The organism is Dactylosporangium aurantiacum (genome assembly GCF_000716715.1).
Taxonomy (GTDB): domain Bacteria; phylum Actinomycetota; class Actinomycetes; order Mycobacteriales; family Micromonosporaceae; genus Dactylosporangium; species Dactylosporangium aurantiacum.
This window is the reverse complement of the sequence record NZ_JNYJ01000004.1, coordinates 192,669-206,127: the sequence shown is the minus strand read 5'-3', so window position 1 is coordinate 206,127 and position 13,459 is coordinate 192,669. Positions and strand designations below refer to the sequence as shown.

The 13,459-nt window shown below is 74.0% G+C and carries 13 protein-coding genes; 12 read left to right on the top strand and 1 reads right to left on the bottom strand.

The window, feature by feature from the left end:
- Positions 1–3: 3 nt before the first annotated feature.
- From OP18_RS05625 to tsaE, 9 genes are all read left to right on the top strand, one after another.
- Positions 4–1,353: a nitrate/nitrite transporter gene (locus tag OP18_RS05625; RefSeq protein ID WP_033357636.1), complete on the top strand. Its 1,350-nt coding sequence runs from the start codon at positions 4–6 to the stop codon at positions 1,351–1,353.
- Between the two features lie 162 nt (positions 1,354–1,515).
- Positions 1,516–1,959: a 50S ribosomal protein L13 gene (gene rplM / locus OP18_RS05620; protein WP_033357635.1), complete on the top strand. Its 444-nt coding sequence runs from the start codon at positions 1,516–1,518 to the stop codon at positions 1,957–1,959.
- 20 nt (positions 1,960–1,979) lie between these two features.
- Complete coding sequence (rpsI, locus tag OP18_RS51090; protein ID WP_052386272.1) at positions 1,980–2,480, top strand: 30S ribosomal protein S9; 501 nt, start codon at positions 1,980–1,982, stop codon at positions 2,478–2,480.
- An 83-nt stretch (positions 2,481–2,563) separates the two neighbouring features.
- Positions 2,564–3,910 carry a phosphoglucosamine mutase gene (glmM, locus tag OP18_RS05610; protein WP_033357634.1) on the top strand — a complete coding sequence of 449 codons (1,347 nt, stop codon included), beginning with the start codon at positions 2,564–2,566 and terminating at the stop codon, positions 3,908–3,910.
- Between the two features lie 13 nt (positions 3,911–3,923).
- Positions 3,924–4,682, top strand: coding sequence for an SDR family oxidoreductase (locus OP18_RS05605; RefSeq protein WP_211273447.1), 759 nt, complete (start codon positions 3,924–3,926; stop codon positions 4,680–4,682).
- Positions 4,683–4,744: 62 nt separating this feature from the next.
- The gene (locus OP18_RS05600) at positions 4,745–6,178 is read left to right on the top strand and encodes a bifunctional ADP-dependent NAD(P)H-hydrate dehydratase/NAD(P)H-hydrate epimerase (RefSeq protein WP_033357632.1); all 1,434 of its coding nucleotides are present in this window, start codon (positions 4,745–4,747) and stop codon (positions 6,176–6,178) included.
- A 52-nt stretch (positions 6,179–6,230) separates the two neighbouring features.
- Positions 6,231–7,355, top strand: a complete 1,125-nt coding sequence (alr, locus tag OP18_RS05595; RefSeq protein ID WP_033357631.1) for an alanine racemase — start codon at positions 6,231–6,233, stop codon at positions 7,353–7,355.
- On the top strand, positions 7,352–8,443 hold the full coding sequence (locus tag OP18_RS05590) for an alpha/beta fold hydrolase (RefSeq protein WP_052386271.1): 1,092 nt from the start codon (positions 7,352–7,354) through the stop codon (positions 8,441–8,443). Before alr ends, OP18_RS05590 begins: the two co-directional genes overlap by 4 nt.
- An 82-nt stretch (positions 8,444–8,525) precedes the next feature.
- Positions 8,526–9,029 carry a tRNA (adenosine(37)-N6)-threonylcarbamoyltransferase complex ATPase subunit type 1 TsaE gene (gene tsaE / locus OP18_RS05585; RefSeq protein WP_033357630.1) on the top strand — a complete coding sequence of 168 codons (504 nt, stop codon included), beginning with the start codon at positions 8,526–8,528 and terminating at the stop codon, positions 9,027–9,029.
- On the opposite strand, the gene OP18_RS05580 is transcribed toward tsaE, so the two are convergent.
- A complete protein-coding gene (locus tag OP18_RS05580) occupies positions 8,994–11,063 on the bottom strand; it encodes an Hsp70 family protein (RefSeq protein WP_081970401.1) in 2,070 nt (689 codons plus the stop codon). The genes tsaE and OP18_RS05580 overlap by 36 nt on opposite strands.
- A 128-nt stretch (positions 11,064–11,191) precedes the next feature.
- Between OP18_RS05580 and tsaB the strand changes: the two genes are divergently transcribed.
- Genes tsaB through tsaD form a run of 3 tightly spaced genes read left to right on the top strand, consistent with a single transcriptional unit; the run spans position 11,192 to position 13,348 of the window.
- On the top strand, positions 11,192–11,860 hold the full coding sequence (gene tsaB, locus OP18_RS05575; RefSeq protein WP_033357628.1) for a tRNA (adenosine(37)-N6)-threonylcarbamoyltransferase complex dimerization subunit type 1 TsaB: 669 nt from the start codon (positions 11,192–11,194) through the stop codon (positions 11,858–11,860).
- Positions 11,857–12,306 (top strand): ribosomal protein S18-alanine N-acetyltransferase, encoded by a 450-nt coding sequence (gene rimI, locus OP18_RS05570; protein ID WP_052386270.1) that lies wholly within the window; start codon positions 11,857–11,859, stop codon positions 12,304–12,306. The genes tsaB and rimI overlap by 4 nt, the downstream gene beginning before the upstream one ends.
- Positions 12,296–13,348 carry a tRNA (adenosine(37)-N6)-threonylcarbamoyltransferase complex transferase subunit TsaD gene (gene tsaD / locus OP18_RS05565; RefSeq protein ID WP_033357627.1) on the top strand — a complete coding sequence of 351 codons (1,053 nt, stop codon included), beginning with the start codon at positions 12,296–12,298 and terminating at the stop codon, positions 13,346–13,348. Before rimI ends, tsaD begins: the two co-directional genes overlap by 11 nt.
- Positions 13,349–13,459: the final 111 nt, after the last annotated feature.

Here is a 13,459-nt window from a genome sequence, read left to right as displayed (position 1 = left end):
ACCATGACTCTCGCCGTGGAAACCACCGAGCCGGGCGCGCAGCCCCCGCGCCCCCGCCGCGGCCGCTGGATCACCGACTGGCGGCCGGAAGATCGCACCTTCTGGGAGGACGGCGGCGCGAAGATCGCCCGCCGCAACCTCATCGTCTCCATCCTGTCGGAGCACATCGGCTTCTCCATCTGGAGCCTCTGGTCGGTCTTCGTGTTGTTCCTCGGCCCGAAGTACGGCTTCGACCCGGCGCAGAAGTTCCTGCTCACCAGCGCGCCCACGCTCGTCGGCGCGGTGCTGCGCCTGCCGTACACCTTCGCCGTGGCCACCTTCGGCGGGCGCAACTGGACCATCTTCAGCGCCCTGATGCTGCTGGTGCCGAGCATCCTCGCCGGCATCGTGCTCGAACCCGGCGTCTCCTTCACCACCCTGCTGATCGTGGCCTCGGTCGCCGGCGTCGGCGGCGGCAACTTCGCCTCCTCGATGGCCAACATCAACGCCTTCTACCCGCAGCGGCTCAAGGGCTGGGCCCTGGGCATCAACGCCGGCGGCGGCAACATCGGCGTCCCCGCCGTGCAGCTCGTCGGCCTGCTCGTCCTGGCCACCGCCGGCGCCGCGCACCCGCGCCTGATCATCCTGATCTACCTGCCGCTGATCGTCATCGCGGCGACCCTCGCCGCCATCTACATGGACAACCTGACGCACGCCTCCAACGACCGGCGCGCCATGCGCGACGTCGTCAAGGACCGGCACGCCTGGATCATGTCGCTGCTGTACATCGGCACGTTCGGCTCGTTCATCGGCTTCGGCTTCGCGTTCGGCCAGGTGCTGCTGGTGCAGTTCAAGTCCGACTTCGACACCCCGGTCAAGGCGGCCTACCTCACGTTCCTCGGCCCGCTGCTCGGCTCGCTCATCCGCCCCGTCGGCGGCGCCCTCGCCGACCGGTTCGGGGGGGCCAGGATCACCTTCTGGAACTTCGTCGGCATGGCCCTCGGCGCCACCCTGGTGCTCACCGCGTCCCGGCAGCACTCCCTGCCGCTGTTCCTCACCGGCTTCATCGCCCTGTTCATCTTCAGCGGCATCGGCAACGGCTCGACGTACAAGATGATCCCGGCGATCTTCCGGGCGAAGTACCCCACGGACGAGAACCAGGCCCGGCGGCTCGCCACGGCGCTCATCGGCGTCGCCGGGGCGATCGGCGCGGCCGGCGGCGTCCTGGTCAACCTCGCCTTCCGGCAGTCGTTCCTGGCGTACAAGACCGGCGACGGCGCCTACATCGCCTTCCTCGCCTTCTACGCCGTCTGCTTCGCCGTCACCTGGTTCGTGTACCTGCGCAAGTCACCCGCTCGGCTGGAGGGGGTCTGAGGAGGCCGTTTTGACCGCACAACAGCGGCCCGGTATCGTGGACCGCTGTTGTGCGATGACAAGGCGTCCCCACTGTTCGGGTACGCTAGGTGGTCGTGCGCCCCTTAGCGCCGCCATGAGAGCGCACCCCAGAACCGACGACGTGGAAGACAAGGTAGACCTGTGGGTACGTACAGCCCGAAGCCGGGTGAAATCGAGCGCGTGTGGCACGTGATCGACGCGTCGGACGTCGTGCTCGGCCGCCTGGCCACGCACGCCGCCACGCTGCTGCGCGGTAAGCACAAGCCGACGTTCGCCCCGCACGTGGACACCGGCGACTTCGTCATCGTGATCAACGCCGGCAAGGTGGCGCTGACCGGCAACAAGCGGCAGTCCAAGGTCGCCTACCGTCACTCGGGTCACCCGGGCGGTCTCAAGGCGGTCGGCTACGAGGAGCTGCTGACCAAGAACCCGGAGCGGGCGATCGAGCTGGCCGTCAAGGGCATGCTGCCGCACAACCGCCTCGGTGCCCGGCAGATCCGGAAGCTGAAGGTCTACGCGGGCGCCGAGCACCCGCACGCCGCCCAGCTGCCCCAGCCGTTCGAGATCAAGCAGATCGCGCAGTGAGCGCGGACGAAGGACTGAGCGTGACCGACGAGATCATCGACGTGGCGGCAGAGCCGGCCGACGTCGCCACCGTTGTCGAGACCCCCGCGCCCGTCACCGCGACGGCGTCGGCCCCGACTCGTTCCCGCCGCGCCGGCCAGCCGATCCAGACCGTTGGCCGCCGCAAGGAGGCCATCGTCCGGGTCCGCCTGGTGCCCGGCACCGGCAAGTTCCTGCTCAACGGCCGCGAGCTGGAGAACTACTTCCCCAGCAAGGTGCACCAGCAGTCCGTCAAGGAGCCGCTGGTCATCGTCGAGAAGCTCGAGCAGTTCGACGTCTTCGCCAACCTGCGTGGCGGCGGCACCACCGGCCAGGCCGGCGGCCTGCGCCTCGCGATCGCCCGGGCCCTCGTCGAGAACGACCCCGACGACCGCGCCGCGCTGAAGAAGGCCGGCTTCCTCACCCGGGACGCCCGTGCCACCGAGCGCAAGAAGTACGGTCTGAAGAAGGCCCGCAAGGCCCCGCAGTACTCGAAGCGCTAACCAAGCTTCTCGGCCGGGTGCACCCTGGAGGTGTACCCGGCCGATTTGCGTTCGCGGCCGTACAGCTCAACGGAGGTATCGCAGTGGGGCGACTCTTCGGCACCGACGGCGTGCGTGGACGCGCCAACGCCGACCTGACTCCCGAGCTGGCCATGGCCGTGGCCATCGCCGCCGCGCAGGCGCTGTTCGAGCGCGACCACTCGCACGCGCCCCTCGCCGTGGTCGGCCGCGACCCGCGGGCCAGCGGCGAGATGCTGGAGGCGGCCGTCGTCGCCGGGCTCACCAGCGCCGGCGCCAACGTGGTGCGGGTCGGCGTGCTGCCCACCCCGGCGGTGGCGTACCTCACCGGCGTGCTGTCCGCCGACATCGGCGTGATGCTGTCCGCCTCGCACAACCCGATGCCCGACAACGGGATCAAGCTCTTCGCCGCCGGCGGTCACAAGATCCCCGACGACGTCGAGGACGAGATCGAGCGGCTCATCACCGAGGGCACCAAGCACCGGCCCACCGGCGCCGGCGTCGGCCGCGTCACCGACCTCGCCGACGGCGAGGACCGCTACGTGCGGCACCTGCTCACGTCGCTGCCCGCCCCGCTCGTCGAGCTGACCGTCGTCGTCGACTGCGCCAACGGCGCCGCGTCGTCCGCCGCGCCCGAGGCGTACCGCCGGGCCGGCGCGCACGTCATCGCGATCAACGCCGACCCCGACGGCCTCAACATCAACGAGGACTGCGGCTCCAACCACCTCGAGCAGCTGCGCGCCGCCGTCGTCGAGCACGGCGCCGACCTCGGCATCGCCCACGACGGCGACGCCGACCGCTGCCTCGCCGTCACCGCCGACGGCACCGAGGTCGACGGCGACCAGATCATGGCCGTGCTCGCCCTCGCGATGCGCGACGCCGGGCAGCTCACCGACGACACCCTCGTCGCCACCGTGATGAGCAACCTCGGGCTGAAGATCGCCATGGCCGACGCCGGCATCCGCCTGCTCGAGACCCGCGTCGGCGACCGGTACGTCCTGGAGGAGCTGCGCGCTAAGGGTCTCGCCCTCGGCGGCGAGCAGAGCGGCCACATCGTGATGCCCGCGTTCGCGACCACCGGCGACGGCGTCCTCACCGCCCTGCACCTCATGGGCCGTATGACCGGCACCGGCCGCAGCCTCGCCGACCTCGCCTCCGTCGTGCACCGGCTGCCGCAGGTGCTGATCAACGTGCCCGTCGGCGACCGCGCCGCGGCGGCCAAGGCAGCCCAGGTCCTCGACGCCGCCAAGCAGGTCGAGGCCGAGCTCGGCGGCACCGGCCGGGTCCTGCTGCGCCCCTCCGGCACCGAGCAGCTCGTCCGGGTCATGGTCGAGGCCGCCACCCTGGAGATCGCCCGCGAGGCCGCCGAGCGCATCGCCGGCATCGTCCGCACGGTGTCGCCTACCCGGTAGTAACGTGCGGCGCATGACTGACGCCCGCACCGTTCTCGTCACCGGCGCCTCCCGCGGCATCGGCAAGGCGACCGCCGTCGCCTTCGCCGCGCAGGGCTGCAACGTCGTGCTCACCTCCCGCGACCAGGACGCCCTCGACGCCGTCGCGGAGGAGATCCGCGCCGCCCACCCGTCCGCCGGGGTGCTCGCGCACGCCGCCCACGCCGCCGAACCCGACCAGGCCGGCGCGGCCGTCGACGCCGCCATGTCCCGCTTCGGCGCGATCGACGTCCTGGTCAACAACGCCGGCACCAACCCGTACTTCGGCCCGCTGATGGACATCGACCCGGTCCGCGCCGAGAAGACCGCCCGCCTCAACCAGTTCGGCCCCGTCCTGTGGAGCCAGCTGGCGTGGAAGGCGTCGATGTCGGCCCGCGGCGGCGCGATCGTCAACGTCGCCTCCGTCGGCGGCCTGCTCACCGAGCCCGGCATCGGCTACTACAACGCCACCAAGGCCGCCGTCATCCACCTCACCCGCCAGCTCGCCGCCGAGCTCGCCCCCACGGTCCGCGTCAACGGCGTCGCCCCCGGCATCGTGCGCACCAAGCTCGCCCGCGGCCTGTGGGAGAACAACGAGCAGTACCTCAGCGACCACCTGCCGCTCGGCCGCATCGGCGAACCCGACGACATCGCCGACGTGATCACGTTCCTCGGCGGGCCCGCGTCCCGGTGGATGACCGGCCAGACCCTCGTCATCGACGGCGGTGCGCAGATCCGCTCCTCCCTCGCCTGATCGCCCTCCGGCGGGTATGACAGGGTTACCCGTGTGAGCCGGATCGCAGCAGGGAGCCGACCGTGAGAGCCGCATGGCGGGTGGCGCAGGTCCGCGCCGCCGAAGAAGCGCTGATGAAGACGCTGCCGGGCGGTGCGCTCATGCAGCGTGCCGCCGCCGGTCTCGCCAGGCGCTGCGCGCAGAGCCTGCCCAGGGTGTACGGCAGCCGCGTGCTGCTGCTCGTCGGTCCCGGCAACAACGGCGGCGACGCCCTCTACGCCGGTGCCATGCTCGCCCGCCGCGGCGCCCACGTCGAGGCGCTGCTGATGGACCCCGAGCGGGTCCATCGCAGTGCCGCGGCCGCCCTGCTCGCCGCCGGCGGCGGCGTGACCAGGACCGTCCCGGCCCGCGTCGACCTCGTCGTCGACGGCATCCTCGGCATCGGCGGCCGGGGCGGGCTGCGCGAGCCGGCCGCGAGCCGGGTCGCCGAGGTCTCCGGCGCGCTGCGCGGCGCCCCGGTGATCGCGGTCGACGTGCCCTCCGGCGTCGACGCCGACACCGGCGCCGTCACCGGCATGGCCGTGCGCGCCGACGTCACCGTCACGTTCGGCGCGCTGAAGCCCGGCCTGCTCGTCGGCGCCGGCGCCGTCCACAGCGGCCTCGTCGAGCTGGTCGACATCGGTCTGGAGCCGCACCTCGACGGCGACCCCGCCTGCTACGTGCCCGACGTCGGCGACGTCGCCGCCTGGTGGCCGCGGCCCGCCGCCAACGACAACAAGTACTCGCGGGGCGTCGTCGGCGTCGCCACCGGCTCCGCGCAGTACCCGGGCGCCGCCGTGCTGTCCGTCGCCGGCGCGCTCGCCGGCCCGGCCGGGCTGGTGCGCTACGCGGGCGCGGCCGCCGACGCCGTGCGCTTCCACCACCCGCCGGTCATCGCCGCCGACCGGGTCGCCGACGCCGGCCGGGTCCAGGCCTGGACCTGCGGCAGCGGCCTGGGCACCGACGATCGCGCGTACGCCGAGCTGCGTACCGTCCTCGGCGCGCCCGTCCCCGCCTGCCTCGACGCCGGCGCCCTGACGCTGCTCGTCGACGCGCGGATGGCCGACTGGCTGCGCGACCGGGACGCCCCGACGGTCGTCACCCCCCACGACGGGGAGTTCCAGCGGCTCGCCGGCGGCGCCCCCGGCGAGGACCGGGTCGCCGCGGCCGTGCACCTCGCCGAGCGGATGGACTCCGTCGTGCTGCTCAAGGGCGACCGGACGATCGTCGCCACACCCGACGGCCGGGTGTTCGTCAACCCGACCGGGACCGCGGCCCTCGCCACCGGCGGCACCGGCGACGTCCTCGCCGGGCTGCTCGGCTCGCTGCTCGCCGCGGGCCTGCCGGCGGAGCACGCCGCGGTCGCCGCCGCGTTCGTGCACGGTCTCGCCGGCCGGCTCGCCGCCGAACGCGGCCCGGTCACCGCCGCAGACGTCGCCACCCACCTCCCCGAGGCCATCGGGACCCTGCGCCGCTGACCCGGGACCGGGTACCGGGCCGCCCCCGGGGGCACCGCTTACCCTTAGACCCATGTGGCAGGCTCAGGTCCGGATCGACCTCGACGCGATCCGGCACAACGTGGCGACCCTGCGCGGGCTGCTGCGGTCGGGGACCGCCCTGATGAGCGTCGTCAAGGCCGACGCGTACGGGCACGGCCTGCTCCCCGTGGCCACCGCCGCCGTGCGGGCCGGCGCCACCTGGCTCGGCACCGCCACCCTGGAGGAGGCACTCGCCCTGCGCGAGCACGGCATCACCACCAGGATCCTGTCGTGGCTGCACAGCCCGGGCCGACCGCTGCACGAGGCGGTCGCCGCCGGCGTCGACCTGTCCGCGGCGTCGCCGGCCGCCCTCGCCGAGATCGCGCGGGCCGCCCGGCAGACCCGCCGGCCCGCCGCGGTACACCTGAAGATCGACACCGGGATGTCCCGCAACGGCGCCACCCGCGCCGACTGGCCGGCGCTGCTGACCGCGGCGGCGAAGGCCCAGGCCGACGGCGACGTCGAGATCGCCGCGGTGTGGAGCCACTTCGCCTGCGCCGACGAGCCCGGCCACCCGTCGATCCTGCGCCAGCAGCTCGCGTTCGACGACGCGCTCGACGAGGCCGCCCGGCTCGGCGTCGAGCCGCCGCTGCGGCACCTGGCCAACTCCGCCGCCACCCTCACCCTGCCGGAGAGCCACTTCGACCTGGTCCGGGCCGGCCTGGCCACCTACGGCCTGTCGCCGATCCCGGGCGCCGCCCCGGACCTGCGCCCCGCGATGAGCGTCCACGCGAAGGTCGCCCTGGTGAAGGCGGTCCAGGCCGGCGAGGGCGTCTCCTACGGGCACACGTACAAGGTCCTCAAGGACACCACCCTGGCGCTGGTCCCGGTCGGTTACGCCGACGGCGTGCCCCGCTCCGCGAGCAGCCGCGGCCTCGTCGAGATCGGTGGCAAGGTCCGCCGCGTGGTCGGCCGGGTCTGCATGGACCAGATCGTCGTCGACTGCGACGGCGACGACGTGCGCCCCGGCGACGAGGCCGTGCTGTTCGGCGCCGGCAGCCGCGGCGAGCCGACCGCCGACGACTGGGCGGCCGCCGCCGACACCATCAGCTACGAGATCGTCGCGCGCATGGGCAGCAACCGCACGCCCAAGGTCTACGTGGGGGAGGACGCATGACGGGCACCGACGTGGAGGTCAAGGGCAACCGCCGGCGCACGGTCGGCATCATCGGCGCGATCCTCGGCGTGGCCGCCGCCGGTGTCGCCGCCGGTGTCGCCACCGAGCGCTACATCGTCAACCGGTCGAAGCGCGGCGACGACGTCTACGCCGACGAGGAGTTCGGCGTCTGGGACTTCGACGAGGAGCTCACCGTCACCACCGACGACGGTGTCGACCTGCACGTCGAGATCGTCGACGGCCCCGACGGCGAGCCCGGCAAGCAGCAGCCCACGCTGGTGTTCGTGCACGGGTTCTGCCTCGACATGGGCACGTTCCACTTCCAGCGCAAGGCGCTGCAGGGCAAGCACCGCATGGTCTTCTACGACCAGCCCGGCCACGGCCGCTCCGGCCGGCTGCGCAAGGGCGAATACACCCTCGACGCGCTCGGCGCCGGCCTGCGCTCGGTCCTGCAGGCGACCGCCCCGACCGGCCCCGTCATCCTCATCGGCCACTCCATGGGCGGCATGACGATCATGGCGCTCGCCGAGCAGGTCCCCGAGCTGTTCGAGTCCCGCGTCCAGGCGGTCGTGCTCATCTCGACCTCCGCCGGCAAGCTCGACCAGGTCAACTTCGGCCTGCCCGACGTCGTGGCGAAGTTCCGCCGCCCGCTGCTGCCGGTCGTCGGCATCGCCGGGCCGATCAGCTCCGGCGTCGTCGACCGGGCCCGCCGCGCCTCCACCGACCTCGCGTGGCTGCTCACCCGGCGGTACGGGTTCGGCACCGCCCGCCCCAGCCCGGCACTGGTCTCCTACGTCGAGAAGATGAACACCACCACCTCGACCGACGTCATCGCCCGGTACCTGCGGACCCTCTACACGCACGCCCGGCTGCTCGTCCTCGGGCCGCTGCGCCGCGTGCCGGTGCTGCTGATCTGCGGCGACCGGGACGTGCTCACGCCGCTCACCCACACCCGCGAGATCGCCGCCGTGCTGCCGGAGGCGGAGCTCGTCGTCATCGACGACGGCGGCCACGTCGTCATGCTCGAGCACGCCGACGAGGTCAACGAGGCGATCGAGGGGTTCCTCAAACGGGTCGCCGCGTCGTGAGCGGCCAGCGCAGCGGCTCGGGCCGTGAACGATTGGGTCAGGTTGGCTCGCGGCGGCGCCGGAGCGCAGCGGAGGTGACGGCGTGAGCCGCACCCCGCCGACCGTCACCCTGCCGACCGCCGCGGACACGCACGCCTTCGGCCGCCGGCTCGCCCCGATCCTGCGCGCCGGCGACCTCGTCCTGCTCACCGGCCCGCTCGGCGCCGGCAAGACCGCCCTCGCCCAGGGCATCGGCGCCGGCCTGCGGGTGCAGGGCGCGGTGACCTCACCGACGTTCGTGATCGCCCGCGTCCACCGGCCCGCCACCACCGGCGGCGTCGCCATGGTCCACGTCGACGCGTACCGCCTCGGCGACGTCAAGGACCCCCTCGGCGAGATCGACGCCCTCGACCTCGACGCCACCCTCGAGGAGTCGGTGACGCTGGTCGAATGGGGCGAGGGCCTCGTCGAGCGGCTCGCCGAGGACCACCTCGAGCTGCGCCTGACCCGCCACGACGACGACACCCGCACCGTCGCCGTCGTGCCGCACGGCCCCGGCTGGCCGTCGCGGCTACGCGGGCTGCAGGACCTCCCACACGTCGACTGACGTGCCCTCGTCGTCGGTGCAGCGGGCCAGCAGGTGCCGGCCCTCGTGGCAGAACGCGGTCCGGATCTGCCGCGCCGGCGACAGGTCCGCGCGGAACACCTCCGACTCGGTCTCGACGTCCCGGACCCGGATCGAACCGTCCTGCACGGCGGCACGCAACCGCCCGTCCGGCGTCGACATCTCCGTCGCGAACGCGTCCGCGCGGCTCGAGCCGGCGTAACCGGCGAACCGCCGGGTCAGGTCCTCGCCGACGATCCGGTCGAGACGCTCACCGGTCGCCAGGTCCCACACGGTCGCCACGTCCCGGCGGTACCGCCCGACGCTCGCCGCGCCCTCACCGGTGGCGACGAGCCGCCACTCACCCTCGTTGACCAGCACCGCGTCGGGGCGGTGGTGATCGGAGAAGCTGCTGGTCATGCGCCCCGACAGCACGTCCCACACGCAGAAGTGGCCCTCGGCGTCCCAGGTGACCAGCGCCAGCTGCTGATTCGGGCCGAGCGCGACCTGCCCGTGCTGCGGGCGGCCGGCGCCGCGCCCCGGGCGCAGCTCCGTGACGAGGGCGCCGCTGTCGATCGACCGGACCTTCACGTACTCCCCGGTGCGGGAGCACTCCACCAGCATCCGCCGGTCCGGCATCAGCAGCCAGTCGCCGCTGACCCGCAGATGGTGGCGTTTCGCCAGCTGGAACCGCTCCATCACCGGCGACAGTCGCACGTGCGCGGCGGCCATCCCGGACACGACCATGCCGCCCGGCGGCACCCGGTGCTCCAGCAGCACCCCGTCGGCGCGGCCCGCGGTCAGGTCGTACACCCGGTCGTCGGCGGTGCGCACCTGGGCCAGCGGCGCGCCCTGCGGGTACTGCTCACCCTCCTTCACCAGCCAGCGGACCAGCCGCCCCCGCCCGCCCGGCACCGTCCACGCCAGCGGCTCCACCCGCCACGGCGCCGGGTCCGCCGGCAGCGCACGCCCCTCGCGGCCACCGGCCAGCCGGGCGGCCCCCCGCAGCACCGCCAGCTCCGGCTCCGCCGGCCGGACCAGCGGCCGGCCCAGACCCTGCCGCAGCGCCGGCCCGACGCTCGGCAGGTGCGCGCTGCCACCGACCAGCAGGACCGCCGCGACGTCCGCCGGCACGATCCCGGCCCGCGCGATCACCGCCCGGCAGCTGGCCACCAGCCACCGGTTCGCCGGCTCCGTCAGCTGATCCAGCTGGTCCCGGCCGATCGTGTACGGCGGGACCCCCGGCTCGACCTGGTCCGTCGCCTCCTGCGCCTGGCTCAGCTGGTGCTTGAGCCGGCGCACGATGTCCAGCGCGTGGAACCCGGCCCGCACACTCACGTCGCCGCCGGCCGTGAACGCCGGCTCCACCCACTGCGCCAGCCGCGCCCGCAGGTCCGCGGCGAGCACCACGTCCAGGTCCCGGCCGTGCCCGGAGCTCTCCTGGCTCACCGGCACCGGCACCCCGTGCTGCAGCTGCGTCAGCGTCGCGCTCCAGGTCGCACCCAGGTCGCAGACCAGCAGGTAGCCACCGTCCGGGACCTCCAGCGCCGCCACCGGATCCGCGACCGCCGCCACCGGGTCGTGGACCAGCTCGACATCGGGGAACCCGGCGACCGCCGCCGCCGACACCAGCGTCTCGCGCCGCGGGTCGTGCGTGCGGTACGCCGCCGGCACCGTCACCACCAACCGCCCGATCCCGCCGTGCTGCCGCCGGGCCTCGGCCGCGACCGCGTCGAGCGCGGCCGCGACCAGCTCCGCACCGTTGACCAGCTGGTCACCGAGCCACACCGGCGCGTTCGCGTCGACCGCCCGGCGCGCCCCGTCGACGTAATGCCGGGGACGCTCGTCACGCATCCGCTCCGCCGCGCCGCCGACCGACAGCCGGGGGCGGCCCGGCGCCGGGTCGAGGCTCGCACCGCCGGGCCAGCGGGTCCCCCCGCCGACCGGCTCACGAACCAGATGCAGCTGATCGTGCACGACCACGGCGGCGGACATGGCCCAGGAACCCAGGTCCACGACGAGCACAGGCTCAGTCATCGGTCTCTCCTGACGCGAAACCCGCGTAGATGTCGGCCGATGCTAGGCCCGGCTCGTTGCGAATCGGTTAACTGATCGTGGTTGTGACCGCGGACATGCGTCACGCGGCGGTCGGTAGAGTTGGCGCCGTGCTGGTGATGGTGGTGGACTCCTCGACGCCCGCGGTGACGGCCGCGCTCGTCCACGTCGCCGACGACACGGACGACCCGCAGGTCACCGTCGTCGCCGAACGGGTCACCGTCGACGGCCGCGCCCACGGCGAGCTGCTCGCCCCGCAGATCCAGCAGGCCCTCGCCGACGGCGGCGTGGCCCCCGGCGACCTGGCCGCCGTCGTCGCCGGCACCGGCCCCGGCCCGTTCACCGGCCTGCGGGCCGGCATGGTCACCGCCGCCGCCCTCGGCCACGCCCTCGACATCCCCGTCTACGGCGTCTGCTCCCTCGACGGCATCGGCCACGGCCGGCCCGGGCGGCTGCTCGTCGCCACCGACGCCCGCCGCAAGGAGATCTACTGGGCGGTGTACGACGACGGCGCCCGCATCGATGGACCGGCCGTCGACAAACCCGCCGACGTCGCCGCCAGGGTCCACGCGAGCGCCGCCGCCGGCGACGGCGCCGACCGCTACGCCGACGTCCTCGGCCTGCCCGTCGTGCCGCCGCTGTACCCGTCCGCGCGCGCCCTCGCCGAGCTCGCCGCCGACCGGGTCCGCGCGAAGGCCCCCGGCGAGACCCTCACCCCCCGCTACCTGCGCCGCCCCGACGCGGTCGCGCCCGGCACCCGCAAACCGGCGCTGCCGTGACCGTCGAGCTGGCCGAGCTGCGCTGGTTCCACATCGAGGCGCTGCTCCCGATCGAGGACGAGCTGTTCGGCGAGGAGCGCTGGTCCGCCGGCATGTTCTGGAACGAGCTCGCCGGCGGCCACCACTACCTCGTCGCCCTCGACGGCGACGGCGACGACGTCCTCGGCTACGCCGGGCTCGCCCTCGCCCCGCCCGACGAGGCCTGGATCCAGAACATCGGCGTGCGCAAGGACGCCCAGCGGCGCGGCATCGGCCGGCGCCTGCTGGAGGCCCTCCTCGCCGAGGCGCGGCGGCACGGCACCCGCCAGGTGCTGCTCGAGGTCGCCGTCGACAACCTGCCCGCCCAGCGGCTCTACGCCGGCTACGGCTTCGAAGGCGTCGGCGTCCGCAAGGGGTACTACCAGCCGAGCAACACGGATGCACTGGTGATGATGCGTGAGAACTGAACCCCTCGTCCTGGGCATCGAGACGTCCTGCGACGAGACCGGCGTCGGCATCGTGCGCGGGCACACCCTGCTCGCCGACGAGGTCGCCTCCAGCGTCGAGGAGCACGCCCGCTTCGGCGGCGTCGTGCCCGAGGTCGCCAGCCGCGCCCACTTCGAGGCGATGGTCCCGACCGTCCAGCGGGCCCTCGACACCGCCGGGATCACCCTCGCCGACGTCGACGCGATCGCCGTCACCGCCGGGCCCGGCCTCGCCGGCGCGCTGCTCGTCGGGGTCGCCGCCGCCAAGGCGTACGCCCTCGCCGCCGGCAAGCCGATCTACGGCGTCAACCACCTCGCGGCGCACGTCGCCGTCGACACCCTCGAACACGGCCCGCTGCCGGAGCCCGCGATCGCCCTGCTCGTCTCCGGCGGCCACTCGTCCCTGCTCCAGGTCGACGACCTGGCCGGCCGCGTCGAACCGCTCGGCGCCACCATCGACGACGCCGCCGGCGAGGCGTTCGACAAGGTCGCCCGGCTGCTCGGGCTGCCGTTCCCGGGCGGGCCGCCGATCGACCGGGCCGCCCGCGACGGGCAGGTCGCCATCCCGTTCCCGCGCGGGCTCACCGCCGCCCGGGACCTCGTCGAGCACCGGTTCGACTTCTCGTTCTCCGGGCTGAAGACCGCCGTGGCCCGGTGGGTCGAGGCCCGGCAGCGCGCCGGCGAGCCCGTCCCCGTCAACGACGTCGCCGCCAGCTTCCAGGAGGCGGTCTGCGACGTCCTGACGAACAAGGCCGTCGACGCGTGCCTCGAACGCGGCGTGCGGACCCTCGTCATCGGCGGCGGCGTCGCCGCCAACTCCCGCATCCGCGCCCTGGCCCAGGAACGCTGCGACCGGCACGGCATCACGCTGCGCGTCCCGCGGCCCAAGCTGTGCACCGACAACGGCGCCATGGTCGCCGCCCTCGGCGCCCACCTCGTCGCCGCCGGCGCCGCACCCGGCCGGCTCGCACTGCCCACCGACTCGGCCATGCCGGTCACCCTCGTCACGGCGGGACAGCGATGAGCGTGGCATGACCGGCCCGCAGCGGAGCGAGGAGCTGGTCATCATGGGCGCAGTTCGACGGTCAGGGCGGCGCCGGAGCGTAGCGGAGGGGACGGTATGACCGGCCCGCAG

What these genes read in the sequence shown, in the direction of transcription:
- OP18_RS05625 (WP_033357636.1), top strand. Translation starts at nt 4, where the DNA reads ATGACTCTCGCCGTGGAAACCACCGAGCCGGGCGCGCAGCCCCCGCGC.
- OP18_RS05605 (WP_211273447.1), top strand. Translation starts at nt 3,924, where the DNA reads ATGACTGACGCCCGCACCGTTCTCGTCACCGGCGCCTCCCGCGGCATC.
- alr (WP_033357631.1), top strand. Translation starts at nt 6,231, where the DNA reads ATGTGGCAGGCTCAGGTCCGGATCGACCTCGACGCGATCCGGCACAAC.
- OP18_RS05590 (WP_052386271.1), top strand. Translation starts at nt 7,352, where the DNA reads ATGACGGGCACCGACGTGGAGGTCAAGGGCAACCGCCGGCGCACGGTC.
- OP18_RS05580 (WP_081970401.1), bottom strand. Translation starts at nt 11,063, where the DNA reads ATGACTGAGCCTGTGCTCGTCGTGGACCTGGGTTCCTGGGCCATGTCC.